Genomic DNA, 26,283 nt, shown 5'->3' with positions numbered 1-26,283 from the left:
GGCGTTATTTGCCCGTGTCGATCCCTTTAGCGGCGCTTTGGGCGGCAGCGTGTACCAGTGGCAGCGTCCGGTACGGAATCTGCTCGGCGAGCGCGATGATCGTCGCGGCCCGCCGGATCCCCTCGTACCCGACGACCATGTCGAGGACCCGCTGCAGGTCGGCGTTGGACCGGGCGACGATGCGGCACAGCAGGTCACCCGTGCCGGTGATGGTGTGCGCCTCCAGCACCTCCGGCACGGCGGCCAGGTGCGTGGCCACCGGGTCATGCCCGTACCGCTGGCTTATCTCCAGGGTGACGAACGCGGTGACGCCGAAGCCCAACGCGGCCGGCTCCACGTCCGGCCCGAAGCCCTTGATGACGCCGCGCTCGACGAGCTTGTCGAGGCGGGCCTGCACGGTGCCGCGCGCCACCCGCAGCCGGCGGGAGGCCTCCAGCACGCCGATGCGCGGCTCCTCGGCGAACAGCGCGATGAGCCGCGCATCGAGTAGATCGACACTCACGCCGGCACCTCCGCCGCACTCCATCGCCGGCGTGAGCCAACCCTGCGCTGATGGTCCGCTCGCTGACGCTCCCTCACGCGAGCATTCTTACGCCTCGGCTCCAACCCGCTGGACCGCGAACATCCAATGGAACTTCTCCAGCTCGGCGAGGACGCCGATGAGGGTGTCCTGGCTGACCGGGTCGAGCTCGTCCAGCTTGCCGATCCGCTGCCGGACGTGGTTGCAGGTCTCCTCAAGGGCCATGGTCATCAGCTCGACGCACTCGTTCACGGTGATCTGGCCGGCCGGGAACTCCGCCAGCGGCGTGCTCTTGCCGACCGTCGCGGGGCGGCCGTCCACGGCGTACCCGATGGCGACGGCGCGCTCCGCCACCTCGTCGGCGGCCGCGCGAATGCCGTCCACCACCTCGTCAAGCTGCTCGTGCAGCGGCTTGAACGTGGGCCCGGCCAGGTTCCAGTGCGCCTGCTTGCCGCGCAGGTGCAGATCGGTCAGCTCGACCAGGGTCTCCTGCAACATCGTGCCGACGGCGTTGACGTCGACCTTGACCAGGCCGGTCAGCTCGTTCTTGGTGCCGGCGCCTGTCTTCCGCGTGGGCATGACGCTCCTCCTTGCTGTTGCTCTTCAGACCAGCGTGCCCGTCACGGCCGGCCAGAAACCGCAAACGCGCAACTCTGCGCATATTGTCCGGCGATCTGGCCTCAGATGTGCTCATTCTGTGCAGGATGACCAGTCCGGAGCCGGCCTGTTGTCCACGATGCGGCCGGGTGACCATGCTCAGGGCATGACTCAGGTCACAGACGTCGCCCGCCCCCGACCCGCAGCCGCGCACCGGCCGGACCCGTTCCCGGTCGCCGGCATCGACCACCTGCGCTTCACGGTGGGCAACGCAGCCCAGGCCGCGCACTACTACAGCACCGCGTTCGGCATGACCTGCGTCGCCTACCGGGGCCCGGAGACGGGTTCCCAGGAGACCTGCGAATACGTACTCACAGCCGGTGCGGCGCGGTTCGTGCTCACCGGCGCCGTGCGTGCTGGTTCGGCGGCCGCGCGCCGGCACGCACGGCATGGCGACGGGGTCAGCGACATCGCCCTGGACGTCCCTGACGTCGACACCGCGTACGCGTACGCCCTGCGGGCCGGAGCGACCGGCCTGCAGGCGCCACACGACCTGGCCGACGAGCACGGCACGGTCCGCGTCGCGGCGCTGGCCACCTACGGGGACACCCGGCACACGCTGATCGACCGGTCGGGCTACCGGGGACCGTTCCTGCCCGGGTTCGTGACCCGGGCCCCGATCGTGGATCGCGGCCCCGCCATCGCCGCCGGCCTGCAGCCCAAGCGCTTCTTCCAGGCCGTCGACCACGTGGTCGGCAACGTCGAACTGGGCCACATGGACGAGTGGGTGGAGTTCTACCGCCGCGTCATGGGCTTCACGAACATGGCCGAGTTCGTCGGCGACGACATCGCCACCGAGTACTCGGCGCTGATGTCGAAGGTCGTGGCGAACGGCACCCGGAAGGTGAAGTTCCCGCTCAACGAGCCGGCCACCGGGCCGCGCCGGTCGCAGATCGACGAGTTCCTGGAGTTCTACGGCGGCCCGGGCGTGCAGCACGTCGCCCTCGCGACCAACGACATCATCGCCACCGTGGACGCCATGCGGGCCGCGGGCGTGTCGTTCCTGTCCACGCCCGCCTCGTACTACGACGACCCCGAGCTGCGCGCGCGCATCGGCACGGTGCGGGCGCCGATCGAGGAGCTGCGGTCGCGGCACATCCTCGTCGACCGCGACGAGGACGGGTACCTGCTGCAGATCTTCACCAAGCCGCAGCAGGACCGGCCGACGTTCTTCTTCGAGCTGATCGAGCGGCACGGCTCGCTCGGATTCGGTAAGGGCAACTTCAAGGCGCTGTTCGAGGCCATCGAGCGCGAACAGGAGCGCCGCGGCAACCTCTGACGCGGCGTCCCTGACCGGGTGCGGCCACGGTCGGACAAAACGTACCGGCGGTGCCCGCACGACCACTTCGCGGGCACGGTGGTGGTGGAGTTACCGCCGGGATGACGACCTTGGTTAGGGTTGCCGGGTGACCAACGTTTCGCCGGGGTGGTACAAGGATCCGGCCGACCCGACGACCCAGCGCTACTGGGACGGCGAGGGCTGGCTGGGTGACCCGCTGCCCGCCGACGCGACGCCCCCGCCCGGCCCGCCGCCCGTGCCGGCGCCCCCGCCGCCCCCCGAGCCGGCCACACCGGCCGCCGACCCGACCTCGGCGGCGCCGACCACGCGGGGCAACGTGTCTGCGCCCGCCCCGCCGGGCAGCCCGTCCGCACCAGCGTCGCGGGGTGCCCCGCCCGCGCCCGCCCGCCCGCCACCCGGCACCCCGCCGCCCGCGGGCACCGCCGGCGAGTCGCCGTGGGGCGCCCGACGCGGCACGGCCGTCCTCACGCCGCCGCCCGGCTGGCCGGAGGGGTACCCGTTCCCCTTTCCCCGGTCGCTGCGGATGCCGCCGCCGCGCATGCACGGGCTGCCGCTGGCCAGCCCCGGCGCGCGCCTGGTCGCCCGGCTCATCGACATCGCGGCCGTGCTCGGCCTCAACGTGATCGCGAACGGGTACTTCGTCTACCTCTACATCGCCGAGATCTGGCCGCCCCTGTCGGCCGCGATGCGGGCCAGCCTGGCCGGGCAGGTCGTCGACACGTCGACCCTTCAGTCGTCCCGGGCGAGCACGCTGCAGTTCATCATCATCCTGGTGGGCATCGCCGTGTGGTTCGCGTACGAGGTGCCGACCGTGGCGGCCACCGGGCAGACATTCGGCAAGCGGGTCATGCGGTTGCGCGTCATGCGGATGGAGAGCGCCCAGCCGATGGGCTTCTACCGCTCCTGGCGGCGCTGGTCGGTGATGGCGCTGCCCACGCTCCTGTGGGTGTGCTGCGTCGGGTTCTTCATCCAGTTCTTCGACAATCTCTTCGTGGCGATCGACCGGCCGTTGCGGCAGGCCATCCACGACAAGGGCGCGCTCACCGTCGTCGTGAGCGACCGCACCGCCAAACCCGCCGAGGGAGGACAGGCATGAGCCGACTCACGCGTACCGACCTGAGCGCGCTACCCGCGTACGTGCCGGGGGCCATCGTGCCCGGCGCGATCAAGCTGGCCTCCAACGAGGTGCCGTACGGTCCGCTGCCCGGCGTCGTCGAGGCGGTCGCGGAGGCGATCGCCGGCAGCCACCGGTACCCCGACATGGGTGTTGTGGCACTGCGCGAGGCGATCGCCGCGCGCCTGGGCGTCGACGCCGACCGGGTCGCCACCGGGTGCGGGTCGGTCGCCCTGACCGAGCACCTGGTGAAGGCCACCTGCCAGGAAGGCGACGAGGTCATGTTCGCGTGGCGCTCGTTCGAGGCGTACCCGATCATCACGGCGGGCGCCGGGGCGCGCGCCGTGCCGGTGCCCAACGACGCCGGTCACGGGCACGACCTGGACGCGATGGCGGCCGCCGTGTCCGCCCGTACCCGATTGATCTTCGTGTGCAATCCCAACAACCCGACCGGCACCGCGCTGACGCGCGAGCAGCTGGACGGCTTCCTCGACAAGGTCGGGCCGGACGTGCTCGTCGTGCTCGACGAGGCGTACCGGGAGTTCGTGGACGACCCGGCGGTGCCGGACGGGGTGACCACCTACGGCGACCGGCCCAACATCGCGGTCCTGCGGACGTTCTCCAAGGCGTGGGGGCTGGCCGGGCTGCGGTTGGGCTACCTGGTCGCGGCGCCGGAGGTGGCGGCGGCCGTCCGCAAGGTCACCACGCCCTTCTCCTCGTCGGGTGTCGCGCAGGCCGCGGGCCTGGCCGCCCTGGCCGCCGACGACGAGATGCGCCGCCGTGTGGCGCTGGTCGTCGCCGAGCGGGCCCGCGTCGCCGAGGCGCTCGGCAAGCTGCTGCCGGACGGCGTCGCCGTGCCGCCGAGCCAGGCGAACTTCGTGTGGCTGCCGCTCGGCGAGCAGACGGCCGCGTTCGCGCGGGCGTGCGCGGAGGCCGGCGTGATCGTGCGCGCCTTCCACCCGGAGGGCGTCCGGGTCACGATCGGCACCCCGGAGGAGAACGACACGTTCCTCGCCGCGGCCCGCTCGGCGCTGGCTTAGGACCTGACCGTGAACGGAGCCGGCAGATCCAGCTCCGCGAAGGTGAGGCGCCACTCGTACCGGCCGGGCTGGAGCGGCAACGGGCCGACGTTCAGGACCCAGGCGGCGTCAAGCATGCTGCCTGGGGCGATGCCTGCGGGACGACCCACTTCTATCCTGCCGCCGCCCTTGACCGGGACCTTCTCGCCGTCCGTCGTAGCGACGAGCACCGGCTGGCCGTCCTCCGAATAGAGCTGGACCGTCAACGGCAGCGGGATATTCGCCCGGTCCCACGGGACCTTCAAGAGGATCGCGACGGCCTGCGGACTCGTCGGCGTGCCGGTGATCGACCAGCCAGCTCCGAGCATGTGAACCTTGCCCGACGGGTCGGCCACGGCGGCATCACACAGGATGACCTGGGCCGATACGGGAGATGCCATCAGTGCTGTGCTCGGGTGCCGGCGACCCGGCTGTCCGAGAGGCTTTCCTGAACCCGAGGCGCCAGCCCTACGAGAGGCCGCACAAAGTACTGCGTATGCCCATTGTTGATCGCGGGGGGGATCGTCACCCGCTTCTCGCCGCGCTCGAACGCTTCCTGGACCTTGATCAGCGGCTCGTCGTCCTCGAAGAAGTCGTCACCGTCCACGCCATTCATTCTGACCTCACCTGCTCGCCATGGCTACTGATCAACGAAGTACGCGCTGCCGAGGTTGTAACTGTCGCCCAAGGGATCGGCGCGGGGATAGAGAACGATGAGGACCGGTCGGCCCCGGACCGCGGTCTTGACGATGGCGCGCAGTCCACGGTCGGGGTCCTCGTCCCAGACGTACGCAAGACCAGCTACGCATACCACCGCGTGCCGAACTTCGTGTTCACCGATGTGATGACGTTGAACGATCTTGTGGACCGTACGTTCGCTGATGAAGAGCCGCGCGACCCATAGTTCCTTCATGTCCACCGTCACGATCGGCAACGAGACGTGCGGCGCCAAGCCTAGTGAAGGCCGGCGATGGACGTGGCGTTCAGCGCAAGCTGTGGATAACGGGGTGGCCTACGGCGTCGGGCAGTAGCCGAAGCGCGGTTCCCACTGCGGTACCGCGTTCGGGGGGTAGAACTGGGCGAGCACGACGGGGCGCAGGCTCCAGTAGTACTCGTTGTCGCCGCCCGTGGCGGGCTTGCCCGTGACGCGCTCGACGGCCAGGAAGGCGCCGTCGTCGGTGGCGTAAGCCCGGCCGACGGACCATTCCTTGTCGTACTTGCCGGTGGCGCAGCCGACCCCGGTGCGCGCGCCCGTGGCCGGGTCGAGGCGGACGACCGCCCGGCCGTCCGTGACCGTGTAGACGCCGGCCGCGTTGGCGGCGACGAGGGTGCCGGCGCCGGGGACCGACCAGCGCGGCTCGCCGGTGTCGAGGGACGCGGCCGTGATCACGCCGGCCGCCGAGGTGACGATCAGGTCGCCGGCCCGCTGCGCGCCCGGCGCGTCGGCCTTGGTCACGGCCGTGGCCAGGCCGACGGCGACGGTGCGCAGGGTGCCGTCGGGTCGCGGCGCACGGACGTCCGGACCGGCGACGACGAGGGCGCACTCCGTCCGGCCGAGGACGCACGCGGCGGGCGCCGGGGCGGCCGGGGCCGCCCAGGTGCTGACGACCTGGCCGGTGCGCGGGTCGAGGAACCGCAGCTCGCGGTCGGTGCCGCAGGGCGGGACGGCGAGCAGGCCGGCGCTCGACCAGACCTCCGGCCGGCAGCCGGCGGCGACGTCCGTGGCGTACAGCCGGCCGCCGGTGCGGGCGTCGTAGGCGTGGATCGCCCCCGGGGCGCTCACCACGACCGCCGCCCGACCGTCACCCGCCGTGGCGACGAGCAGGGCTGGCGGGTCGTAGACCGTGTCGGCGCCGGTGCGGCGGCCGTCGTAGGCGTCCCGGCCGACCGGGGCGTCGCCGCGCCAGACGACAGTGCCCTTGTGCAGGTCGATGGCGATCAGCTTGCCGTCCGACCATTGACTGATGATCAACGCGGTCGGATCGTCGCCGGCCTGTGCCACGCCGACGACCTGGGCGGGCCAGCGGCGCAGCGCCCAGTACGGCACGGTCTCCTGGCGCTCGCCGACCGGGCCCTCCGCCCACACGCGGCGCTTCTCGGCGTGCACCCGCAGGCCGTCGACGACGAGGGGCATGACCCGGTGGGAGCCGAAGGGCCGGTGGTCGGGCTTCGGTGACGCGGCCGGGAAGTCCGTGGTGGGGGCGGTGAGCAGGTCACGCGGCGCGAGGACCCGGTACCCGAGCAGAGCGAGGGCCCCGAGGACCGCGACGACCACGGCCGCGGCCACCCAGCGGCCGACCGGTCTGCTGATCACCCCACCCACGCAAGGCACTGTAACCGGCCGAAACACCCCGAGGCCGGCAGGCGTGACCGGGACTACACCGGCGCGTCACCGGTCAGGCGGCGGAGGAGGCCATGGGATCGGCGCACGCGGCCGCGAGCGCGTCAAGGTCGCGGCGCAGGGCGCCCTCGACCGTACGGGCGGCGAGGCCGCCCAGGAAAAGCGCCACCATCCGGCTGGCCCGCGAGGAGGGGTGCCCCTCGAAGACCGCGCCGACCGTGGTGCCGCCGTGGCCCCGGCCGACGTCGATCGAGCGGAACGTGTAGGTCAGCTCATAGTCGACGCCCGCACCCGGCGAGGTGATCACGCACCGCTCGCGGGGCACGACCTCGGCGACGACCAGCTCCTCCGTCACGGTGGCGTCCCCGGCCAGCTTGCGGGTCTCGCGCCATCGGACGCCCGCCCCGAACGGGCCTGGCGTGAGGACCTCCACGGCATCCACTGTGGAGAGCCAGCCCGGCCGGCCGGGCAGGTCAGTGAAGATCGCCCACGCCACATCAACCGGCGCGGCTATGGTGCGGCTGACCGTGATCGTCGACACCGGCGCCCTCCCCCGCTACGTCTCGTACGAATCACGGTAGCGGAGCGTTGCCCAGGGAACACGCGATATCGGTCACGATGGGACAACGGGGTGAATCAGGCTGAGCCGCCCAAGGTCGCGGACCGGGTCGTCGACGATGGTCGAACTGAACCCGATCCACAGGGGACGTTCGTCGTGGCGGCGCGGGCGCACTGCCTCGATGAGCGGCACCGGATCCGTGTTGCCGAGCACCTGGGCCACGTCGACCACCTCACCGCCGTCGGCCGCGATCAAGGCCCCGACGAGGACGTTCAGGAAGCCGTGGTGGGTGAGCCCCGTGTCCGGGTCGCCGTGCCGGATCGCGTGGTGCAGCCCCGAGGTCAGCTTGAACGGCAGGTCGCGCTCGTGGCAGGCGCAGATGACGGCCGCGAGTTCCACGGGGGTCGGGAACAGTTCGGCGGCGAGCCCGCCGGTGCGGAACTTCGCGGCCACGAGGACGCCGGCCGCCCGCGCCTCGGCGACCACGTCGAGCGCGTTGCTGAGCCCCCAGGTCAGCGGGATCTCGGCGTACACCGGCAGGGTGGGCCAGGCGCGGGCCAGCTCCAGCAGGGCGGTCAGGCCGGGGATGGGGTCCTCGCCGCGCTTGGCGACCGGTACCTCGATCTGGGCCAGGTCGGCGCCGTCGAGGCCGGCGGGCACGCCGCGCGCCCACTTGGCCAGTCGCGCCCGCACCACGGGCAACTCCCCCACCAGGCCGATCGCGAGCGGGTCGGCCGGGTCGGGCACGCCGCGCAGGTCGTCGAGGTCGGCGGCGGGCACGAGCAGGGTGCCGACGAGGTCGCCGTACCAGGCCGCCCGATGGGCCCGGTGTTCGTCGACAGCCTGGCGCGGCAGCGCGCCGCCGGGCGGCAGGACGGAGGCGTCATCGACCATCCGCCGGAACAGCCGCGGCACGCTCATTGACACGAGTAGAGAACCTAACGGAGGCTACGACTAACGGACAATACCGACCGATTATCGGACGCAAACGGCCGGTGAGCAGGACAGAACGGAGGGTAGCGATGCCGTACTACCGTCGCGTCGGAGACGTGCCCCCGAAGCGCCACACCCAGTTCCGCCAACCCGACGGCACGCTCTACGCCGAGGAGCTCATGGGCGCCGAGGGCTTCTCGTCGGACTCTTCGCTGCTCTACCACCGGTACGCGCCGACGGCGATCGTCGACGCCCGCGCGATCGACCCGCCGGCGCCGACCGGCCGGACCCCGAACCACCCGCTCAAGCCGCGCCACCTGCGTACCCACGCATTGAAGACGGTGACCGGCGCGGACGCCGTGCGCTCCCGGCAGCCGTTGCTCGTTAACGACGACTGCCGCATCTCGTACGCGGTCGTCGACGCCCCGTCGCCCCTGTACCGCAACGCCACCGGCGACGAGTGCCTGTATGTGGAGGCGGGACGGGCGCGCGTGGAGACCGCGTTCGGGGCGCTCGACATCGCGGAGGGTGACTACGTCATCATTCCCACCTCGACCATCCACCGGATCGTGCCCTCCGAAACTCTCCGGCTGCTCATCGTCGAGGCGTCCGGCCACATCGGACCGCCGCCGCGCTACCTGTCCGCGCGCGGGCAGCTGCTGGAGCACGCGCCCTACTGCGAGCGGGACCTGCGCGCGCCCACCGGACCGTTGCTGGTCGAGGGCGAGGAGGTGGAGGTGCTCGTGCGGCACCGGCGCGGCTGGACGGCGTTCACCTACGCCCACCACCCGTTCGACGTGGTCGGCTGGGACGGCTGCCTCTACCCCTGGGCGCTGTCCATCCACGACTTCGAGCCGATCACCGGGCGGGTGCACCAGCCGCCGCCCGTACACCAGACGTTCGCCGGGCCGAACTTCGTCATCTGCTCGTTCGTGCCCCGCAAGGTCGACTATCACCCGCTGGCGATCCCGGTGCCGTACAACCACCACAACGTCGACTCCGACGAGGTGCTGTTCTACACGGGCGGCAACTACGAGGCCCGGCGCGGCTCCGGCATCGAGCAGGGGTCGGTCTCGGTGCACCCGTCCGGCTTCACGCACGGCCCTCAGCCGGGCGCGGTGGAGCGGGCCATCGGCGTGGAGTACTTCGACGAGCTGGCCGTGATGGTCGACACATTCCGACCGCTCGATCTCGCTGACGCGGCCGCGGACTGCGAGGACCCGGAGTACGCGTGGACCTGGTCGCGCAACAACCGGCCGGGAAGGGGCGTCGACCCGGCCACCGGATGAGGCACTATGAGCGGGTGGATAACCCGCTCGAGCAGCTCAGCACGGCCGAGCTGCGGGCGCGGCGCAGCCTCAAGTGGCGGGCCTACGACCGCGACGTGCTGCCCGCCTGGGTGGCGGAGATGGACGTGCCGCTCGCGCCCGCCATCGCCGCCGCGCTGACGGCGGCGGTCGCCCGCGGCGACACCGGCTACGCCCACATGGGACGGCTCGCGGAGGCCTTCTGCGGCTTCGCCCAGCGCCGCCACGGCGGCTGGCTGCCCGACCCCGGCCGCATGCGGCTCGTCCCGGACGTCAACACCGCCATCGGCGCCGTCCTGCCGCTGGTCACCGGCCCGGGCAACAGCGTCGTCATCAACACCCCCGCGTACCCGCCGTTCGCCCGTACCATCACGGCCGTGGGCCGCCGCGTGGTCGCGTCCCCGCTGCGCCGCGACGGGAACACCGGGCGGTACTCGCTGGACCTCGACCGGCTCGCCCACGACCTGGGCCGGCGTGACGTCTCGGCGTACCTGATGTGCCATCCGCACAACCCGACCGGCCTCGTTGCCACCCGCGCCGAACTGGTGGCCATCGCCGACCTGGCCGAGGCGCACGACGTGCAGGTGCTCGTCGACGAGATCCACGCGCCGCTGTCCTACCCGGGCGTGCCGTTCACGCCGTTCGCGTCCCTCCCGCATGCCGCCGCCGACGCGGCGGTCACGTTCGTGTCGCCGTCCAAGGCGTGGCACCTGCCCGGGCTCAAGGCCGCGCTCGCCGTGGCGCCCGGCGACGACGGCTGGGCCACGCTGCGCGCCATGCCGTCCGGCCACGGGGCCGGCCTGCTCGGGGTGATCGCGGGCGAGGCCGCGTACACCGACGCCGACGACTGGCTCGACGCGCTCCTGGCGGGTCTCGACAGCAACCGCCGCCTGCTCGCCACGCTGCTCACCGAGCGGCTACCGGGCGCCGGCTACCACCCGCCGGACGCGACGTACCTGGCCTGGCTCGACCTGCGCGCGCTCGGGCTCGGCGACGACCCGGCCGGCGCGCTGCTGGCGCGGGGTCGGGTGGCGCTCGCGGCCGGCCCGTCCTTCGGCCCGGAAGGGCTCGGCTTCGCCCGGCTCAACTTCGCCACCTCGGCCGCCCGGCTCGCCGAGGCCGTGACCAGGATGGCCGCCGCCGTCGACTGAATCGACGCGAATCGCCCACGGCGCTTCGGTCGCGGCGGAAACAACCCTTCCGTAGGCTGGCGCAGATGCCCGTGGGCCTGCCTGCCGGAGGGAGCAGAGCCGGATGAAGCTGTCCATCCTGATGCCCGTCTACAACGAGGCCGCGACCATCGAACTCGCCGTGAAGCGCGTGCTCGATGTCGCGTACCCGTGCGATCTTGAATTTGTGATCGTGAATGACGGCAGCAGCGACGACACCGCGGAGCTGCTCGCCCGCGTGGCCGACGACCCCCGCGTCACCGTGGTCAACCACGAGACCAACCGGGGCAAGGGCGCCGCCATCCGCACCGCTCTCGACACCGCCACAGGCGACTACCTGGTCATCTGCGACGCCGACCTGGAGTACGCCCCGGAGGAGATCCCCGAACTGGTCGCGCCCGTCCTCGCCGGGGAGGCGGCGGTCGTCTACGGCACGCGCACCTTCGGCAGCCACTCGTCGTTCTCGTTCTGGTACGTCATGGGCAACCGGGCCGTGACGCTGTTCGCGAACGTGCTCTACAACTGCTACATCTCCGATCTGGAGACGTGCTTCAAGCTCATGCCGGTCGCGCTGTACCGGCGCCTCGGCATCCGCTCGGCCGGCTTCGGCATGGAGGCCGAGGTGACGTCCAAGCTGCTCAAGCTGGGCATGCGCCCGTTCGAGGTGCCGGTCTCCTACCACGCCCGCGGGCGCGAGGAAGGCAAGAAGATCACGTGGCGCGACGGCGTCGCCGCCCTGTGGATCATCGCCCGGATCCGGTTCGGCTGGCGCGCGCGCCAGGCCGCCGAACCGGTCAGTGCGTGATGACCTTCGTGGTCCTGACCCGGCACACGACGCGCACGTTGTCCGGGCTGCTCTCGGTGAACGACCGGCCGTCGTAGCGCTGCGACAGCTCCTCGATCAGCTCCGGGCCGCCCTCGGTGGTCATGCTCACCGTGCCGCGCACCTCGACATACCGGTACGCGTTGGCGGGATCGAAGAAGCACAGGCTCACCCGAGGGTCGCGCTGCATGTTGAGCGTCTTGCGGCGACCCAGAATGGTCGAGAAGAGGATCTCGTCCCCGTCGCGCTTGGCCCAGATCACGCTCGACTGTGGACCGCCGTCGGGGTTGATGGTGCTCAAGGTGACGAACACGTTCGCGTCGATGAGCCGCGTAGCCAGCTCCGGCAGAGTCACACCCACGGGTGATCATCCTGCCACACGCACCACGCCCGCCTCCACTGCGCGCGTACCCCTTGCCACTCATACCGCCCAAGCGCGCACGCGGGCGGCGAGGGGCGCGCGCGAGGCCGCCAAAGTGCGCACTTTGGCGGAGGTCGCGGCCGTTCACACAGCCAAAGGACGCACCTTGGCGGCCGTGCGCGCTAGGTGCGGTGGATGAGGGCGATCGCGATCGCGGCCAGGCCCTCGCCGCGGCCCGTGAGGCCGAGACCGTCCGTCGTGGTGCCGGAGACCGTTACCGGGGCGCCGGCCGCCGCGGACAGGACCGCCTGGGCCTCGGCGCGACGCTGGCCGATCTTGGGGGCGACGCCGATGACCTGGATGGAGACGTTGCCGACCGCGAACCCGGCCGTCTTCACGCGGCGGACCGTCTCCTCCAGGAGCGCGGCGCCCGACGAGCCAGCCCATTCAGGTCGGTCGGTGCCGAAGTTGGAGCCCAGATCGCCCAGGGACGCCGCCGACAGCAGCGCGTCGCACGCGGCGTGGGCGGCGACGTCGCCGTCGGAGTGGCCGGCGAGTCCGTCCGCGCCCTCCCAGAGCAGGCCGGCGACCCAGCACGGTCGGCCAGCCTGGAACGCGTGCACATCGGTACCGACCCCGACCACCGGAACGATCACGCCTTCACCCTACGCGCTCCCGGGTTATGGCTGCGTTGGGTCGCGAAGCGGGCCTGCGCCCCACAACCTCGACGCGGCTATCAGTCGCGTAGCAGGAGTTCCGCGATCGCGAGGTCGAAGGGGCGAGTGATCTTGAGGGCCGCCTCGTCGCCGGGGACGCAGAGGACCGGAACGCCGATCTGCTCGGCGAGGCCCGCGTCGTCGGTGAGCGGGTCGACGGCGGCCGCGTGGGCGGCGGTGAGCACCTCGCGTCGGAATCCCTGCGGCGTCTGCACGGCGCGGAGCACGGACCGGTCGACCGTGCCCAGGGCGATCTCGTCGGGTCCCACCGTGCGGATGGTGTCGACGACCGGCAGGGCCGGCACGACGGCGTCGTGGCCGGCCCGGACGGCGGCGGCGACCCGCTCGACCAGCTCGGGCGGCACCAGCGCCCGGGCCGCGTCGTGGACCAACACGATCGGGAACGTCGGCGGGACGGCGGCGAGCGCGGCGGCGACGGAAGCCTGCCGGGTGTCGCCGCCCGCGACGACGATGAGATCAACGGGGATATCGATCATGTCCCGCACACCGTCGACGTCGCCGGGCGGGGCCGCGACCACGAGGCAACCGACGCTGGGGGCGGCGGCGAGCCGCCGGGCGGCGTGGACCAGAAGGGGAACGCCCGCCAGCGTTCGCAGGGCCTTCGGCGCGCCCGGGCCGAGTCGGGTGCCGAGGCCGGCGGCCGGAACCAGGACCGCGACGTCACCGCGCGAGGGGGCATGCGCGGTCACGTCGCGGTCCTGTGTTGATCGGTTGTTATGGGGGCGCGGATCAGGCCTCGGTGAGCACCTTGTCGAGGAGGACCTCGGCCGCGTCCTTGGTGCTCTTCTCGGCGAGGGCGACCTCGCCGACGAGGATGTCCCTCGCCTTGGCGAGCATGCGCTTCTCACCAGCCGACAGGCCCCGCTCCCGCTCACGACGCCAGAGGTCACGAACGACCTCCGCGACCTTGAGAGGGTTGCCGGAGGCCAGCTTCTCAAGGTTCGCCTTGTAGCGCCGAGACCAGTTCGTAGGCTCCTCGGTGTGCGGGGCGCGGAGCACATCGAAGACCTTGCCCAGGCCTTCCTCGCCCACCACTTCGCGAACGCCAACTATCTCGGCATTTTCAGCGGGCACCCGAACCGTCAAGTCACCCTGGGCGACGCGAAGCACAAGGTACTGCTTCTCTTCGCCCTTAATGACCCGAGTCTCGATTGCCTCGATGAGTGCGGCCCCGTGGTGGGGGTAGACAACGGTTTCGCCGACACTGAAAACCATAGGTTCGAAACCCCTTTCGCTGTGTCTAGGGTAACACGGGGCGCAACCATCGGCCCACCCCAGTCTTTGGCGTCGTCGCAGCTCAGAACCGTTGTGAGGGTTGACGCTCCAGCTTGACACCGCTACGGAGAGGTGTGATCCGTGGTCGATCAAGAACGGTCTGTAAGGACTAGCCTGACTTATCAGGCAACTGTCCCTAAAAACCCACCGATCGGGTAGCCGACCCGGTTAGACATCTTCACGTCACGGGTACTTAGGTATGGCGTTCATTACACCTCTTGAGCGACAGTAGAGGTCAGGGGTTGGTGCAGGGAGGCAGCCATGGGCGTTCTTCGTCCAGATAACGGCGGCGCGCCACCGCCCGACGACGGCACGCCGCACGGTGTGCCCGATCTGCCGCCCGAGTGGGGCACGATCGTCATCCCGGACAACGCCGCCGAACTCGACCGGGAAGCCGCCCAGGTGCGCCGGGAGCTACGGCGCGGCAAGGGTGGCCGCTGGGCCAGGCTCGTCCGGACGCCCAGCGACGGCGCAAACGGCCTGGGCGTACCGCTGATCATCATGAGCGTCGCCGTGATCACGACCTTGATCAGCCTCTTTGTCGTCACCTGGGACCGGCGCCCCGCGCAGGACACCGGCGCGCTGGTGGGCACGAGCACCGCGGGCACGCCCCTGCCCGACCTGACCTTCACGAACGCGGCCGGCGCGACCGTGACGCTGCGACCGCTGCTGCCGGCCGTGGTGCTGCTGGTCGATGCGTGCCCGTGCGCGTCGCTCATCACGGACGCGGCGACGGCCGCTCCCGCTGGCATCAACGTGGTCGCCGTCGGCACCCAGCTGCCCCAGATCACCGGCGGCCGGCCGAACACCCACGCGCTCGTCGACCCGCAGGGGGTGCTGCGCGGCCGCTACGCCGCCGGCACCCAGCACTCCGGCAGCCCGGCCGCCACCGCGCTGTTCATCGACCGCACCGGCACGCTGCTCGCCACCGTGCCCAACGCCACCGCCATCGCCGACCTGCGGGCGCCGCTGGCGAGCCTCGCCGCCGCGAAGACCACGAACTAGGCGATCAGCGCGCTGTAGAGCGTCAGGCCAGGGCCGAACGCCAGCATCATGATCGGCGCCGGGCCGCGGTCGCGCAGCCTGTCCGCGATCATGAGTACGGTCGGCGACGAGCAGTTCCCATGATCGGCCAGCACACCGCGCGAGGCGGCCAGATCGTCCTCCGAGAGCCCCAGCTCCTCGCCCACCACATCGAGGATGCGCGGCCCGCCGGGGTGGACCGCCCAGCCGCCCACGTCGCCCACCGACAGCCCGTGCCCGGCCAGCACGCCTGCCACGAGGGGCCGCACGTGCGCCCGCAGCGCGTCCGGCACCTGCGGCGACAGTCCCATCCGGAACCCCAGGTCGGTGACCTGCCAGGTCATGTAGTCGGCCGTCGTGGTGTCCGTCACCGAGGCCACCTCGCGTACCCCGTACGTCCCCTCGGTGGGCAGCACCACCGCGGCGGCCGCCGCGTCCGAGAAGAGGGCGTGTGCCACCACCTGCTGCGGATCAACGGCCGCGGGTTGGACGTGCAGGCTGGGTAACTCGACGCAGAGCAGCACGGCCGGCCGGCGGCGCACCGAGACGAAGTCGCTGACGGCGCCGAGGCCGGGCAGGGCCGCGTAGCAGCCCATGTGCCCGACGAACAGCCGCTGCGCGGTCGCCGGCAGCCCCAGGTCGCGGGCGAGCAGGATGTCCAGGCCGGGCGTCACGTACCCGGTGCAGGAGCAGACCGCGAGCAGCCCGATGTCGCTGGCGGCCAACCCCGCCTCCGCCAGGGCCGCGCTCACGGCCTCCTTGCCCAGCGGCAGGGCCTCGGCCAGGTAGCGCTCCATGCGCCGCGAGGTCGGCCACTGCGAGACGTCCTCGACCAGGGGGTTCGCCACGCCGTGACGGGTGACCACGCCGGAGTTCTCGAACACCCGCTTGGCCAGGCCCCGCGCCACCCCCGCGTAGTGACCCGCGAAGAACCCGTCGAAGACCGCCCCCTGGGTCACGGGCGGCGGGTGGGCCACCCCGATCCCGGCGATGCGTGCGCTCACCATCGCGGCGCCGCCCCGTCGGCGTCCGGGTCGCCGCCCAGCGCGGCGATGCCCAGCCAGTCGGCGCACACGTCCGAGGTGGCCGGCTGCAGCGAGCCGCAGCGCGCGTCGCGGAACAGCCGCTCCAGCGGATGCCCCCGTCGGCTCGCCGACGTACCGGCGGCCTCCAGCAGCGACGCGGCCACGTCCATCGCGGTCGTCCCGGCCAGGTACTTGGCCCGCCACACCCACCGGTTGGTCTCGGGGTCGCCCGGTGCCTCCGTGACCCGGCGGGCGGCCTCGTCCACGACCAGCCGGGCGGCGGCCACGGCGGCGTCGGCCCGCCCCACCCGGGCCCTTACGGAGGCCAGCTTGCCCAGCCCGCGCCCGCCCGACAGGTGCTCGACGGCGGCGTCCACACACGACTGCGCGACGCCCACGTACACGGCGGCGTAACTGGCGACCATCCAGTGCGGCATGAGCTGGGCGACCAGCAGGGCCAGGCCCTCCGCGCCGCCCAGCAGCGCGCTCGGCGGCACGGTGACGTCAAGGTGCAGGTCGTGCGACGACGTGGCGCGCATGCCCAGCGAATCCCAGGTGGGCTCCACGGTCACGCCCTCGCCGGCCGGCACGAGGAACTGCGAGACCACCTCGTCGTCGAGCGCCGAACGCGCCGCCACCAGGTACGCGTCGGCGTGCCCCGCACCCGAGCAGAACGACTTGGCGCCCTTGATGTGGAATCCGCCGTCCACCGGCTCGTACCGGGTGTTGAGCTGCGACAGCCGCGAACCCACTCCGCGCTCGCTCATCGCGACCGCGTAGAAGCGCCCCTCGGCCGCCGCGGCCAGGATCCGGTCGCGGTCGGCGAAGAACTCCTCCGGTACGCCCAGGGAGCGCGCCACCTCGTCGGGCACCCCGCCCAGCGCCCCGGTGACCGACGAGTGCATGTTGAACACCAGGGCGGTCGCCCCGTTGCCCCGCGCCAGTTCGAAGGCCACCTTCGCATAATCGGCGTACGTGGCGCCCAGCCCGCCGAGGCGGGCCGGTACGAGCAGGCCGAACATGCCCGCCGCCCGCAGGTCGGCGAAGTCGTCGACCGGAAAGTCGCCCGTCCGGTCGTACTCGGCGGCTCGCCCGGCCAATCGCGGCCGGAGCCGCGAGACGACCTCCCACGGTGCGGGCATCGCGTCTCCCCCTCAGTTTTTCTTCTTGGTGCCGACCGCCTGATAGAGCACGGCGGTCGACCGGCTCGGGACCATGCGCACGGCGCCGCGGCGGGTGATGAGCCAGCGCAGCATCTGCCGCGCGGACGGCCGCAGTCCCGTCACCGTCAGGTCCACCCCGGCCCGGGCGGCCGCCTCGACGATCACCGACGGGCGCACGAACAGGCTCGGGTCGTGGATGCCCGGCGGCGCGCCGCCCGGCACCCGCTCGCCGACCGTCACCACGACGAACCGGGCGGCGGCCGTGGCGTTGATGGTGTCGATGACGAGGGTGCCGCCGGGGCGCAGCAGCCGGCACGCCTCGGCCACCACGCCGGCCGGGTCGTCCACGTGCTCCAGGATCTCGCCGGCGCTCACCACGTCGGCGCAGCCGTCGGCCAGCGGCACGCGGGTCACGTCCGCGCGGACGGGGGTCACGCCGTGCTCGCGCGCCTGCTCCAGCGAGGGCGTCACCAGGTCGACACCCACGTGCCGGTAGCCCTCGACGTGCGGGGCGAGCAGGCCGGCGCCGCAGGCCAGGTCGACCAGGACCGCGCCCTCGCGGGTGGCCGGGGGGATCAGCGCGGCACGGGCCGCCGCGATCCAGTGCAGCGTCACGAACAGTCCGTTCGGGCGCCACCACTCGTCGCGCAGGTCCTCGTACTGGCGAACGTCGTTTCTCGGCAGCGCTCGCGGCATGGTTCAGCGTGACACGGAACGGGCGCACCGGCCACACTTGCCTGCGTGTCGACGGTGGACAAAAGGCCCTTCGCCGGCCTCGTGCGCGCCTGCCACCCCGAGCCCACGGCGGCCGTCACGGCCGGCTCGGCGCTGCTCGCCGTGGCGAGCGGGCGCGACGCGGCCGGCGTCGTAGCCGTCGCGGCAGCCGTGCTGGCCACGCAGTTGTGCACCGGCTGGCACAACGACTGGCTCGACGCCGGACGGGACGCGGCCGTCGGGCGCACGGACAAGCCGATCCCGGCGGGCCTCGTGGGGCGCCGGACCGTGGGCGCGGCGGCGCTGCTCGCCGGGCTGGCGGCCGTACCGCTGAGTCTGCTGTCGGGTCTCGCGGCGGGGCTCGTCCTGCTCGGGGCCCTGGCCTCCGCGCTGGCCTACAACTGGCCGCTCAAGTTCACCCCGTGGTCGCCGCTGCCGTACGCGGTGTCGTTCGGGGCGCTGGGGGCGTTCATCGTGCTCGGGGCGGGCGGCACGCCCGCGTGGTGGCTGGTCGCCGCCGGGGCGTGCCTGGGGGTCGGCGCGCACTTCGCCAACGTCATCCCGGACCTCGCCGACGACGCCCGCACGGGCGTGCGCGGGCTACCGCACCGGGTCGGCGCGACGCGCAGCGCGGTCGCGGCCGCCGTCGGACTCGGCGCGACCAGCGCGCTGCTTGTCCTCGGGCCCCCCGGGCCGCCGTCGCCCCTCACCCTGGCCGGTCTGGTCACGGCCGCGTTTCTGCTACTCATCGGGGGGTACGCGCAGCTGCGCCGGCCCGCGTCGCGGATCCTGTTCCGGGTGGTCCTCGTCGTGGCGGTCCTCGACGTGGCGCTGCTGCTCGCGGCGGTGGGCGGGTCTGCGTAAGGGCCCGTACGGCGCCCATTACGCTGTAGCCCGTTGGAGAGGTTGATCGAGAGGACACCGCCGTGACCGCCAGCTCCCCGCGTCGCCGCATCCGGATCGTCGCCGGGTCCGCGCTGGTCGCCGGCCTGCTCGCCAGCTCCGCGTGCAGTGCGGGCCAGGTTACGCAGACCTCCCGGCAGGTCGCGCCCGTCCCCGGCATCAACGCCACCGTCGGCCCGGCCGGCGGGGCGGCCAGCATCTTCGTGCGCAGCCTGGTCGTGGTCTACAACGGCCCGCAGGGCTACAAGGCCGGTGCGGACGTGCCGCTGTCGGTGCGGCTGTTCAACCAGACCAACGAGCCGGTGTACCTGACGGGCGTGACCGCCGAGGGCGCGCAGGCCGTCCTGCTCGCGGGCGGGCCCAAGGGCACGCCCTCCCCCACTCCGCCGGCCGAGAACGAGCCCGCCGACGTGACGGCGAGCCCGACCGCCACGCCCAGCCCGACCGCCGTGCCGCCGGCCGGCGAGGCGAACTTCCGGGTCCGGGTGCCCGCCGCCGGTTACGTGGAGCTTGTCCCCGGCCAGGATCAGCACCTCATCCTCAGCAAGTTCACCCAGCCGGATGCGCAGGATTCCCCCGCCGGCAACGCGTTCGTGCCCGGCGAGTCGGTGAAGACGACGTTCACGTTCTCCGACGGGGCCACGCTCACCGCTCTGGTGCCCTTCGACATGCCGCTGGCGGCGCTGACGCGCTCCCCGATGGACATCGCCCCCGAGCACTGAGACCGGCCTGTCGGACCTCGGGGGTAGCGTCGCGCGGGTGACGAGCGAGCCGAACCGGTTGCCCGCCGCGCGCGCCCCCAAGGCGCCCAAGGCGACCTACCAGTGCGAGGTCTGCGGGCACCGGCCCGCCAAGTGGGTGGGGCGCTGCCCCGACTGCGGCGAATGGGGTTCCGTCGTTGAGACGGCCGCCGCGCCCATGGTCGGCGCCCGCGCGGTGACGGCCCGCCGGCCCGCGCAGCCCGCCCAGCCCATCGCCACTATCAGCGTGGAACCCGCCCGCGCACGGCCCACCAACGTCCCCGAACTCGACCGGGTGCTCGGCGGTGGCCTCGTTCCCGGCGCGGTCGTGCTGCTGGCCGGCGAGCCCGGGGTGGGCAAGTCGACGCTGCTGCTCGACGTGGCGCAACAGTGGGCCGCCGGGCGTTCCGACGCCGGCCCGGCCCTCGTGGTCAGCGGGGAGGAGTCCACCAGCCAGGTGCGGCTGCGCGCCGAACGCATCGGTGCGCTGCACGAGCGCCTGTTCCTCGCTGCGGAGAACGACCTGTCCGCGCTGGTCGGCCACATCGACGATGTCAAGCCGGGCCTCGTGGTGGTCGACTCCGTGCAGACGTTCTCCGCGCCCGGCACCGACGGGGTAACCGGCGGGGTCACCCAGGTCCGGGCGGTCACGGCCGCGCTGGTCTCGGTGGCCAAGGAGCGCGGCATCGCCATGGTGCTCGTCGGCCACGTCACCAAGGACGGCCACGTGGCCGGGCCCCGGGTCCTGGAGCACCTGGTCGATGTGGTCCTGCAGTTCGAGGGCGACAAGCACTCCTCGCTGCGGCTGGTGCGCGGGCTGAAGAACCGCTTCGGCGCGGCCGACGAGGTGGGCTGCTTCGAGATGCACGAGGGGGGCATCTCGAGCCTGCCCGACCCGTCGGGGCTGTTCCTCACCCGCCACAGCGAGGCGGTGCCCGGCACGGGCATCACGGTGGCGATGGAGGGCCGGCGGGCGCTGGTCACCGAGGTGCAGGCGCTCATCGGCGCCACGGTGGCCGGCTCACCGCGCCGCACGGTCAGCGGCCTGGACAGTGCCCGCCTCGCCATGGTGCTCGCCGTGCTGGAGCGGCGCTCCCGGCTGCACCTGCACGACCGGGAGGTCTTCGCGGCCACGGTGGGCGGCATCCGGGTCACCGAGCCGGCCGCCGACCTGGGCGTGGCGCTGGCCGTCGCGTCGGCCGCGCACGAGTTGCCGCTGGCCAGCGACATGGTGGCGATCGGCGAGGTCGGGCTTACGGGCGAGATCCGGCGGGTCGGTGCCGTGCCGCGCCGGCTGGCGGAGGCGGCCCGGCTGGGCTTTCGCACGGCGCTCGTACCGCCGGGCTGCGGCCCGGCCGCGACCGGCGACACCCCGGGCGGCATGACCGTGCTCGAGGTGCGCGACGTCCGCATGGCACTGCACACGGCCACCCGGGCGCTCGCCGAGGAGCCGTGAGTCAGCCGGCCGCGCCTCAGTCGAGCTTGTCGATGAGCAGGACGTGGTCAGGGGCGTAGGGTTCGAGGCTTTCCAGCAGGTCGTACGGCACGCCGACGAAGTCGTCCAGGTAGATCGCCACGTCATAGTCGTTGAGTGGCTCGACGCTGCGCAGCTGGCGCGCGTCGCGCAGTACGCCCTGGTCCCACCAGTGTGGGCGCGCGCCGCCCGGTGCGGTGTCCGGACCGGCCTCGGCGCAGCGGACCAGCAGCAACGCCCGCCGGCGTATCGGCACCAGGGTCAGCTCGGCGACCCGCTGCCACGGCAGCACCAGGGTGCGACCGATGCCCGGCCGCAACCGCAGCGCCTCGGCGTCCGCCGCCACGTACGGGCGACGCACGGCCGCCAGTACCGTGCCCGCGAGGACGACCCCGAACGCGCCGGCCAGCGAGGGGACCACGATCGCCAGCGGGTTCATCCGGCCGGTGTCCGGCAGGCGGGTCGGTTCGCCGCCGAAGAGCAGATCGGCGGTCCCCACCACGAAGGACCCCGAGAGCAGGAGCCACCAGATCCGCACCAGCGCCCGTCGGGGGAACGCGCGGACCCACACCACCTCATCGCGTGTATCCACGGACACCGTCCACGGCTGGCGGGGCGAAGACGTCGCCACCATAGACCGTTTTGACATGTGCGCAACACGAGGCGATACCGACCAACCGGGAGCGTAGTCGGCTACGTACACTGTGCGGCGTGCCCATCGACCGTGACGACCCGTTACGCACCACCCTGGCGCTGATGGCGCCGGGCACTGGGCTACGCGACGGACTGGAACGGATCTTGCGAGGACGCACGGGCGCGCTCATCGTGCTCGGCTACGACCGCACGGTCGAGACGCTCTGCACGGGCGGCTTCCCCCTCGATGTCGAGTTCTCGTCCACCCGCCTGCGCGAGCTGTGCAAGATGGACGGCGCGGTGGTGCTCTCCAGCGACGGCACCCGGATCGTGCGCGGCGCGGTGCACCTGATGCCCGACCCCGGCATCCCGACGGAGGAGTCCGGCACCCGGCACCGCACCGCCGAGCGGGTGGCCCGCCAGACCGGCTTCCCGGTCATCTCGGTCAGCCAGTCGATGCGGATCATCAGCCTGTACGTCAAGGGCCAGCGCCACGTGCTGGACGACTCGGCCGCCATACTGTCGCGCGCGAACCAGGCGCTGGCCACACTGGAGCGCTACAAGCTGCGCCTCGACGAGGTCAGCGGCACCCTGTCCGCCCTGGAGATCGAGGACCTGGTCACCGCCCGCGACGCGATCGCGGTGGTCCAGCGCCTCGAGATGGTGCGGCGCATCGCCGACGAGATCGAGGGGTACGTCGTCGAGCTCGGTACGGACGGCCGGCTGCTGGCCCTGCAACTGGACGAGCTGATGGCCGGCGTGGACGCCGACCGGACCCTCGTGATCCGCGACTACCTGCCGCCCGGCCGGCGCGTGCGCTCCATCGAGGAGGCCCTCGAGGAGCTGGACCGGCTGTCTGCGAACGACCTCATCGACCTGACCCTCGTGGCGAAGGCGCTGGGCTACCCGGGCACGGCCGAGGCGCTCGACGGCGCGGTGTCGCCGCGCGGGTTCCGCCTGCTCGCGAAGGTGCCGCGCCTGCCGGGCACGGTCGTGGACCGGCTCGTGGAGCACTTCGGCAGCCTGCAGCGCCTGCTGGGCGCCACGGTTGAGGACCTCCAGGCGGTCGAGGGGGTCGGCGACGCACGCGCCCGGGGCGTACGCGAGGGCCTGTCCCGGCTGGCCGAGGCCTCGATCCTCGAGCGCTACGTCTAGGTCAGCCGCAGCGCCGTCGGGCTGCTGTACGCCGTGCCGAGCCGGCCGACGAGCTGGTAGGCCCCGATCTCCGGGGCCTTGGCGCCAGTGCAGACCTTGGTCCCGCTGCCCGTGCGGCTGCGCTTGCCGTTCCAGGTGAGGGTGAACGACACCGCGTCCTCGGGCGCGAACCGGCGCACGGCGGAACCCGACCGGGGGTTGCAGTCGTCGGACGACCAGATCACCTTCTGCCCGTCCATGAGCCGCAGCTCCTGCGCGTCGGCGCCGATGTCGCGGGAGCAGGAGCGCTTGCTCGCGTTGCGGAACGTGATGGTGAAGTCGACCGTGGCGCCCGCCGCCACCTTGCCGCTCGCCGGCTTCGCGGTGACCACCATCTCGGTGTCGGTGCAGGCGCCGCCCTGGGCCGCCTCGGTGGGCTCGCTGCCACCGCCACCGCTGCCTCCTCCGCCGCCGCCGCCGCCGGGCAGGGTGAAGGCAGAGCTGCTGGGGGTGGCGCTGGTCGGCGGGGGCGTTTCGACGGTGGGCCGCAGGATCGTCTCGGTCGGCACCGGCTCGGCGTCGACCGGGGGCGTCGCGGTGGCCGTGGCAGCCCCGCCCGTGGAGTTCCCGCCCGGGCCGGAGCACGAATAGAAGATCACCAGGAAGATCAGAACGATGGCGCTCAGCACGACGGCCCGGCGGCGCCAGTAGACGGCGGCCGGCAGGGGGCCGACGGTGAGTCGCATGATGGGACCACCCTATGCGGGCGTGCCCCACGCGGTGCACGCGACGCGCCGCTGAACGCGTTGCGGCGTCTCGGCTTACCCGCTCAGCGCCGCTGCCAGCGCCAGTTCAGCTCGCCCGGTTCCGGGGCCGGGCCTGGCGGTGCGCCGGCCTCCACAGTGGCCAGACCGTCCAGCATCACCGCGAGGTACCGGCGGCGTAGCTCGCGGGTACGCGCCACATCCGGCAGCCGGATCGCGGCGCACGCCTCCAGGATCAGGTCGATGTCCTGAACGACCACGCCGGGACGCAGCCGGCCGCTGGTCTGGGCGCGGTCGAAGAGCCGGGTGGCGGCAGCAACGGCCCGAGCGGCGTCCTCCCCCATCTCCGGCGTAGGGGTGAACGTCCCCGCCAGGCGGACCGTGAGGGAGTGGACGTCCGCGTCGACGACGCCGGTCACGAACGTCGTGAAGGCCGCCCAGTCGTCGGCCTCCTGCTCGGCCTGCTCCGCCTCGGCGAGGTACCGGCGCAGCCCGTCGCGGCAGAGCTGGCGCAGCAGGTCCTCCTTGTTGGCGTAGCGCCGGTAGAGCGCGCTGATCCCCACGCCGGCGCGCTCCGCGACCGCGGAGATGGGGGCCTTCGGGTCGGCGAGGAACACGTCGCGAGCCGCTTCGAGGATCGCGGTGTCGTTGCGGGCGGCCTGCCGGCGCCGTCCGGACAACGCCGCGGCTTCGGTCGTCATGGGTTCCAGAGTAACAGTGGAACGGATCGTTCCGCTCTGTTAAGGTGATGGCAGAAGCGGAACGAAGTATTCCGCTCCGATCGCGGGAGTCATCATGGCCGACACCTCGATTCGCCCGTACCGCGTCGCCATCGCGCAGGCCGACCTCGACGACCTGGCCGCCCGACTCGCCAACGTCCGGTGGCCCGACGAGCTGCCGGGCGTCGGCGGCGCGTACGGCATGACGACCGCGCGGGTGCGGCACCTCACCGAGTACTGGCGCGACACGTTCGACTGGCGGGCCCTGGAGGCGCGGCTCAACGCGTACCCGCAGTTCGTCACCGAGATCGACGGCGAGCAGATCCACTTCCTGCACGTACGGTCGGCGCGGGCCGACGCGACGCCGCTGATCCTCACGCACGGCTGGCCCGGGTCGGTGGTCGAGTACCTGAACGTGATCGAGCCACTCACCGCGCCGGCCGATCCGGACGCCCCGGCCTTCCACCTGGTGATCCCGTCCATGCCGGGGTACGGGTTCTCCGGCCCGACCCGCAGCGCCGGCTGGCACCGGTGGCGCATCGCGGCCGCTTGGCGCACGCTCATGGCCCGGCTGGGGTACGAGCGCTACGGCGCGGTCGGCAACGACGCGGGCTCCATGATCAGCCCCGAACTGGGCCGCCTCGACGGCGAGCACGTCATCGGCGTACACGTCACCCAGGTGTTCTCGTTCCCGTCCGGCGACCCGGCGGAGTTCGAGAAGTTCACCCCGACGGACTACGCCGCGCTCCAGCACCTCCAGTGGTTCTACGAGAACAAGTTCTCGTTCAACACGGTGCAGAGCCAGCAGCCGCAAACGCTCGCCTTCGCGTTGGCCGACTCGCCCGTGGGCCTGCTGGCCTGGAACGCGCAGCTGATGGGCGAAAGCCTCGACGACGAGTTCGTCGTGTCCAACGTGGCTATCTACTGGCTCACCCGCACGGGCGGCTCCTCGATCCGCCTGTACTACGAGGACGCTCAGCACACCCCGGAGACGGACGGGCCCACCACCGTCCCGCTGGGCGTAGCCATGTTCGCCGGCGACTTCCAGTCGATGCGCCCGCTCGCCGATCGCGACCACGCGAACATCGTCAGCTGGAACTCGTACGGCACGGAGAACCCGGACGAGGTCGGCGGCCACTACGCCGCGCACGAGTTCCCGGACGTGCTGAGCCGGGATATCCGGACCTTCTTCGCGATGCTCTAGGACACTGCGGACGGGCGGCCGGCGTGACTCAGCTCATGCCGGCCGCCGCCGCGTGCCCGGATCCGGGCCGCCCGGTGGCAGGCTACGGACCATGACCACGGAATGGGAGCAGCGTCTCGCGGCGGCCTGGGCAAGTCTTGAGCAGGTCCCGGACGACGACGAGCCGGCGGCCGAGGCGTTCCGCGCCCGGATCGACGCCCTCGCCTCCGAACTGCCCGACGGCAGCGGCATCGGGTACTTCGAGCGGGCGTGCGCCTTCGACTCCACCGGCCACTCGGACCTGGCCGTGCCGCTCTACCGCGAGGCGCTCGCCCTCGGCCTGACCGGCCTGCGCCGTCGCCGCGCGGTCATCCAGCTGGCCAGTTCGCTCCGCAACGTGGGCCGCCCGGAGGAGAGCGTGGCACTACTCACGGAGGAACTGGCCCGCGAGGTCGACCCGGAGGCCGCCGAGCTTCACCTGGCCGCCCACTGCGTCCTGGCGCTGGCCCTGACGAGCCTCGACCGCGACCGCGCGGCGGTGAGCCTCCTGATCGGCGCGATCGCCCCGACGCTGCCCCGCTACCAGCGCTCCATGGCCAACTACGCCCGCCTCCTCGTCGAGCCAACGTAACTAAGCGTTATCTCGCCCCGAAC

30 protein-coding genes are annotated in these 26,283 nt (G+C 72.4%); 14 read left to right on the top strand and 16 right to left on the bottom strand.

Annotated features, from left to right (window positions below):
- Positions 1-4: 4 nt before the first annotated feature.
- Together ABD191_RS13485 and ABD191_RS13480 are read right to left on the bottom strand one after the other, a co-directional pair.
- The gene (locus tag ABD191_RS13485; protein ID WP_344081047.1) at positions 5-526 is read right to left on the bottom strand and encodes an Lrp/AsnC family transcriptional regulator; all 522 of its coding nucleotides are present in this window, start codon (positions 524-526) and stop codon (positions 5-7) included.
- Positions 527-589: 63 nt separating this feature from the next.
- On the bottom strand, positions 590-1,099 hold the full coding sequence (locus ABD191_RS13480; protein ID WP_344081045.1) for a Dps family protein: 510 nt from the start codon (positions 1,097-1,099) through the stop codon (positions 590-592).
- 184 nt (positions 1,100-1,283) lie between these two features.
- Between ABD191_RS13480 and hppD the strand changes: the two genes are divergently transcribed.
- From hppD to hisC, 3 genes are all read left to right on the top strand, one after another.
- Positions 1,284-2,456 (top strand): 4-hydroxyphenylpyruvate dioxygenase, encoded by a 1,173-nt coding sequence (gene hppD, locus ABD191_RS13475; RefSeq protein ID WP_344081042.1) that lies wholly within the window; start codon positions 1,284-1,286, stop codon positions 2,454-2,456.
- A gap of 127 nt (positions 2,457-2,583) precedes the next feature.
- Positions 2,584-3,573 (top strand): RDD family protein, encoded by a 990-nt coding sequence (locus ABD191_RS13470; RefSeq protein WP_344081040.1) that lies wholly within the window; start codon positions 2,584-2,586, stop codon positions 3,571-3,573.
- Positions 3,570-4,631, top strand: coding sequence for a histidinol-phosphate transaminase (gene hisC, locus ABD191_RS13465; RefSeq protein ID WP_344081038.1), 1,062 nt, complete (start codon positions 3,570-3,572; stop codon positions 4,629-4,631). The genes ABD191_RS13470 and hisC overlap by 4 nt, the downstream gene beginning before the upstream one ends.
- Here the strand turns inward: hisC and ABD191_RS13460 are convergent.
- Positions 4,628-5,050, bottom strand: a complete 423-nt coding sequence (locus ABD191_RS13460; RefSeq protein ID WP_344081036.1) for a DUF6941 family protein — start codon at positions 5,048-5,050, stop codon at positions 4,628-4,630. The genes hisC and ABD191_RS13460 overlap by 4 nt on opposite strands.
- Positions 5,051-5,145: 95 nt before the next feature.
- On the opposite strand from ABD191_RS13460, the gene ABD191_RS13455 reads away from it, so the two are divergent.
- A complete protein-coding gene (locus ABD191_RS13455; RefSeq protein ID WP_344081033.1) occupies positions 5,146-5,553 on the top strand; it encodes a hypothetical protein in 408 nt (135 codons plus the stop codon).
- Between the two features lie 108 nt (positions 5,554-5,661).
- Here the strand turns inward: ABD191_RS13455 and ABD191_RS13450 are convergent, their stop codons facing one another.
- From ABD191_RS13450 to ABD191_RS13440, 3 genes are all read right to left on the bottom strand, one after another.
- Positions 5,662-6,972 carry an outer membrane protein assembly factor BamB family protein gene (locus ABD191_RS13450; protein ID WP_344081031.1) on the bottom strand — a complete coding sequence of 437 codons (1,311 nt, stop codon included), beginning with the start codon at positions 6,970-6,972 and terminating at the stop codon, positions 5,662-5,664.
- A 73-nt stretch (positions 6,973-7,045) separates the two neighbouring features.
- Complete coding sequence (locus tag ABD191_RS13445) at positions 7,046-7,531, bottom strand: SRPBCC family protein (protein ID WP_344081029.1); 486 nt, start codon at positions 7,529-7,531, stop codon at positions 7,046-7,048.
- 72 nt (positions 7,532-7,603) lie between these two features.
- Complete coding sequence (locus ABD191_RS13440; RefSeq protein ID WP_344081026.1) at positions 7,604-8,476, bottom strand: hypothetical protein; 873 nt, start codon at positions 8,474-8,476, stop codon at positions 7,604-7,606.
- A 95-nt stretch (positions 8,477-8,571) separates the two neighbouring features.
- Between ABD191_RS13440 and ABD191_RS13435 the strand changes: the two genes are divergently transcribed.
- From ABD191_RS13435 to ABD191_RS13425, 3 genes are all read left to right on the top strand, one after another.
- The gene (locus tag ABD191_RS13435; protein ID WP_344081023.1) at positions 8,572-9,771 is read left to right on the top strand and encodes a homogentisate 1,2-dioxygenase; all 1,200 of its coding nucleotides are present in this window, start codon (positions 8,572-8,574) and stop codon (positions 9,769-9,771) included.
- Positions 9,768-10,940 (top strand): MalY/PatB family protein, encoded by a 1,173-nt coding sequence (locus ABD191_RS13430; protein WP_344081020.1) that lies wholly within the window; start codon positions 9,768-9,770, stop codon positions 10,938-10,940. The genes ABD191_RS13435 and ABD191_RS13430 overlap by 4 nt, the downstream gene beginning before the upstream one ends.
- A 103-nt stretch (positions 10,941-11,043) precedes the next feature.
- Complete coding sequence (locus ABD191_RS13425) at positions 11,044-11,763, top strand: glycosyltransferase family 2 protein (protein WP_344081017.1); 720 nt, start codon at positions 11,044-11,046, stop codon at positions 11,761-11,763.
- On the opposite strand, the gene ABD191_RS13420 is transcribed toward ABD191_RS13425, so the two are convergent.
- The 4 genes from ABD191_RS13420 to ABD191_RS13405 form a co-directional block, all read right to left on the bottom strand.
- Positions 11,753-12,142 (bottom strand): PPOX class F420-dependent oxidoreductase, encoded by a 390-nt coding sequence (locus ABD191_RS13420; RefSeq protein WP_344081013.1) that lies wholly within the window; start codon positions 12,140-12,142, stop codon positions 11,753-11,755. The two genes, ABD191_RS13425 and ABD191_RS13420, sit on opposite strands and share 11 nt — an antisense overlap.
- Positions 12,143-12,324: 182 nt before the next feature.
- Entirely contained in the window at positions 12,325-12,798 is a 474-nt protein-coding gene (ispF, locus tag ABD191_RS13415; protein ID WP_344081010.1) for a 2-C-methyl-D-erythritol 2,4-cyclodiphosphate synthase, read from the bottom strand.
- An 80-nt stretch (positions 12,799-12,878) separates the two neighbouring features.
- Entirely contained in the window at positions 12,879-13,568 is a 690-nt protein-coding gene (gene ispD / locus ABD191_RS13410) for a 2-C-methyl-D-erythritol 4-phosphate cytidylyltransferase (RefSeq protein WP_344081007.1), read from the bottom strand.
- A gap of 40 nt (positions 13,569-13,608) precedes the next feature.
- A complete protein-coding gene (locus ABD191_RS13405; protein ID WP_344081004.1) occupies positions 13,609-14,094 on the bottom strand; it encodes a CarD family transcriptional regulator in 486 nt (161 codons plus the stop codon).
- A gap of 321 nt (positions 14,095-14,415) precedes the next feature.
- Between ABD191_RS13405 and ABD191_RS13400 the strand changes: the two genes are divergently transcribed.
- Positions 14,416-15,159, top strand: a complete 744-nt coding sequence (locus tag ABD191_RS13400) for a hypothetical protein (RefSeq protein ID WP_344081001.1) — start codon at positions 14,416-14,418, stop codon at positions 15,157-15,159.
- Here the strand turns inward: ABD191_RS13400 and ABD191_RS13395 are convergent.
- From ABD191_RS13395 to ABD191_RS13385, 3 genes are read right to left on the bottom strand one after another with little or no spacing between them, the layout of a single operon-like run.
- Entirely contained in the window at positions 15,156-16,184 is a 1,029-nt protein-coding gene (locus ABD191_RS13395; protein ID WP_344080999.1) for a type III polyketide synthase, read from the bottom strand. The two genes, ABD191_RS13400 and ABD191_RS13395, sit on opposite strands and share 4 nt — an antisense overlap.
- The gene (locus ABD191_RS13390; RefSeq protein WP_344080997.1) at positions 16,178-17,344 is read right to left on the bottom strand and encodes an acyl-CoA dehydrogenase family protein; all 1,167 of its coding nucleotides are present in this window, start codon (positions 17,342-17,344) and stop codon (positions 16,178-16,180) included. The genes ABD191_RS13395 and ABD191_RS13390 overlap by 7 nt, the downstream gene beginning before the upstream one ends.
- 12 nt (positions 17,345-17,356) lie before the next feature.
- On the bottom strand, positions 17,357-18,061 hold the full coding sequence (locus tag ABD191_RS13385) for a methyltransferase domain-containing protein (RefSeq protein ID WP_344080994.1): 705 nt from the start codon (positions 18,059-18,061) through the stop codon (positions 17,357-17,359).
- Between the two features lie 45 nt (positions 18,062-18,106).
- Here ABD191_RS13385 and ABD191_RS13380 point away from each other — a divergent pair, with 45 nt between their 5' ends.
- The 3 genes from ABD191_RS13380 to radA all read left to right on the top strand — a co-directional run bounded on the left by ABD191_RS13380 (position 18,107) and on the right by radA (position 21,178).
- Complete coding sequence (locus ABD191_RS13380) at positions 18,107-18,943, top strand: UbiA family prenyltransferase (RefSeq protein ID WP_344080991.1); 837 nt, start codon at positions 18,107-18,109, stop codon at positions 18,941-18,943.
- Between the two features lie 62 nt (positions 18,944-19,005).
- Complete coding sequence (locus ABD191_RS13375; protein ID WP_344080987.1) at positions 19,006-19,704, top strand: copper chaperone PCu(A)C; 699 nt, start codon at positions 19,006-19,008, stop codon at positions 19,702-19,704.
- A gap of 37 nt (positions 19,705-19,741) precedes the next feature.
- Positions 19,742-21,178: a DNA repair protein RadA gene (gene radA, locus ABD191_RS13370; protein WP_344080984.1), complete on the top strand. Its 1,437-nt coding sequence runs from the start codon at positions 19,742-19,744 to the stop codon at positions 21,176-21,178.
- Positions 21,179-21,194: 16 nt separating this feature from the next.
- Here radA and ABD191_RS13365 read toward each other — a convergent pair whose 3' ends face one another.
- Entirely contained in the window at positions 21,195-21,788 is a 594-nt protein-coding gene (locus ABD191_RS13365; protein ID WP_344080981.1) for a hypothetical protein, read from the bottom strand.
- 119 nt (positions 21,789-21,907) lie between these two features.
- Here ABD191_RS13365 and disA point away from each other — a divergent pair, with 119 nt between their 5' ends.
- Positions 21,908-22,984, top strand: coding sequence for a DNA integrity scanning diadenylate cyclase DisA (disA, locus tag ABD191_RS13360; protein WP_344080978.1), 1,077 nt, complete (start codon positions 21,908-21,910; stop codon positions 22,982-22,984).
- Here disA and ABD191_RS13355 read toward each other — a convergent pair.
- Both ABD191_RS13355 and ABD191_RS13350 read right to left on the bottom strand, forming a co-directional pair.
- Positions 22,981-23,709 carry a hypothetical protein gene (locus ABD191_RS13355; RefSeq protein WP_344080975.1) on the bottom strand — a complete coding sequence of 243 codons (729 nt, stop codon included), beginning with the start codon at positions 23,707-23,709 and terminating at the stop codon, positions 22,981-22,983. The genes disA and ABD191_RS13355 overlap by 4 nt on opposite strands.
- 83 nt (positions 23,710-23,792) lie before the next feature.
- A complete protein-coding gene (locus tag ABD191_RS13350; RefSeq protein WP_344080972.1) occupies positions 23,793-24,428 on the bottom strand; it encodes a TetR/AcrR family transcriptional regulator in 636 nt (211 codons plus the stop codon).
- Positions 24,429-24,522: 94 nt separating this feature from the next.
- Between ABD191_RS13350 and ABD191_RS13345 the strand changes: the two genes are divergently transcribed.
- Both ABD191_RS13345 and ABD191_RS13340 read left to right on the top strand, forming a co-directional pair.
- Positions 24,523-25,650 (top strand): epoxide hydrolase family protein, encoded by a 1,128-nt coding sequence (locus ABD191_RS13345; RefSeq protein WP_344080969.1) that lies wholly within the window; start codon positions 24,523-24,525, stop codon positions 25,648-25,650.
- A gap of 91 nt (positions 25,651-25,741) precedes the next feature.
- Complete coding sequence (locus ABD191_RS13340) at positions 25,742-26,260, top strand: tetratricopeptide repeat protein (protein WP_344080967.1); 519 nt, start codon at positions 25,742-25,744, stop codon at positions 26,258-26,260.
- Positions 26,261-26,283 lie beyond the last annotated feature (23 nt).

Source organism: Luedemannella helvata, assembly GCF_039528415.1.
GTDB lineage: Bacteria > Actinomycetota > Actinomycetes > Mycobacteriales > Micromonosporaceae > Luedemannella > Luedemannella helvata.
This window is presented reverse-complemented; position numbering and strand designations above follow the sequence as displayed.

Bases quoted from the DNA above. Each gene is read 5' to 3' on its own strand.
- hisC (WP_344081038.1), top strand. From the start codon at position 3,570: ATGAGCCGACTCACGCGTACCGACCTGAGCGCGCTACCCGCGTACGTG.
- ABD191_RS13390 (WP_344080997.1), bottom strand. From the start codon at position 17,344: ATGCCCGCACCGTGGGAGGTCGTCTCGCGGCTCCGGCCGCGATTGGCC.
- ABD191_RS13345 (WP_344080969.1), top strand. From the start codon at position 24,523: ATGGCCGACACCTCGATTCGCCCGTACCGCGTCGCCATCGCGCAGGCC.
- ABD191_RS13355 (WP_344080975.1), bottom strand. From the start codon at position 23,709: ATGCGACTCACCGTCGGCCCCCTGCCGGCCGCCGTCTACTGGCGCCGC.
- hppD (WP_344081042.1), top strand. From the start codon at position 1,284: ATGACTCAGGTCACAGACGTCGCCCGCCCCCGACCCGCAGCCGCGCAC.
- ABD191_RS13350 (WP_344080972.1), bottom strand. From the start codon at position 24,428: ATGACGACCGAAGCCGCGGCGTTGTCCGGACGGCGCCGGCAGGCCGCC.
- ABD191_RS13400 (WP_344081001.1), top strand. From the start codon at position 14,416: ATGGGCGTTCTTCGTCCAGATAACGGCGGCGCGCCACCGCCCGACGAC.
- ABD191_RS13435 (WP_344081023.1), top strand. From the start codon at position 8,572: ATGCCGTACTACCGTCGCGTCGGAGACGTGCCCCCGAAGCGCCACACC.
- ABD191_RS13340 (WP_344080967.1), top strand. From the start codon at position 25,742: ATGACCACGGAATGGGAGCAGCGTCTCGCGGCGGCCTGGGCAAGTCTT.
- ABD191_RS13425 (WP_344081017.1), top strand. From the start codon at position 11,044: ATGAAGCTGTCCATCCTGATGCCCGTCTACAACGAGGCCGCGACCATC.
- ABD191_RS13455 (WP_344081033.1), top strand. From the start codon at position 5,146: ATGCCCATTGTTGATCGCGGGGGGGATCGTCACCCGCTTCTCGCCGCG.
- ABD191_RS13430 (WP_344081020.1), top strand. From the start codon at position 9,768: ATGAGGCACTATGAGCGGGTGGATAACCCGCTCGAGCAGCTCAGCACG.
- ABD191_RS13395 (WP_344080999.1), bottom strand. From the start codon at position 16,184: ATGGTGAGCGCACGCATCGCCGGGATCGGGGTGGCCCACCCGCCGCCC.
- ABD191_RS13385 (WP_344080994.1), bottom strand. From the start codon at position 18,061: ATGCCGCGAGCGCTGCCGAGAAACGACGTTCGCCAGTACGAGGACCTG.
- ABD191_RS13480 (WP_344081045.1), bottom strand. From the start codon at position 1,099: ATGCCCACGCGGAAGACAGGCGCCGGCACCAAGAACGAGCTGACCGGC.
- ABD191_RS13405 (WP_344081004.1), bottom strand. From the start codon at position 14,094: ATGGTTTTCAGTGTCGGCGAAACCGTTGTCTACCCCCACCACGGGGCC.
- ABD191_RS13485 (WP_344081047.1), bottom strand. From the start codon at position 526: ATGGAGTGCGGCGGAGGTGCCGGCGTGAGTGTCGATCTACTCGATGCG.
- ABD191_RS13460 (WP_344081036.1), bottom strand. From the start codon at position 5,050: ATGGCATCTCCCGTATCGGCCCAGGTCATCCTGTGTGATGCCGCCGTG.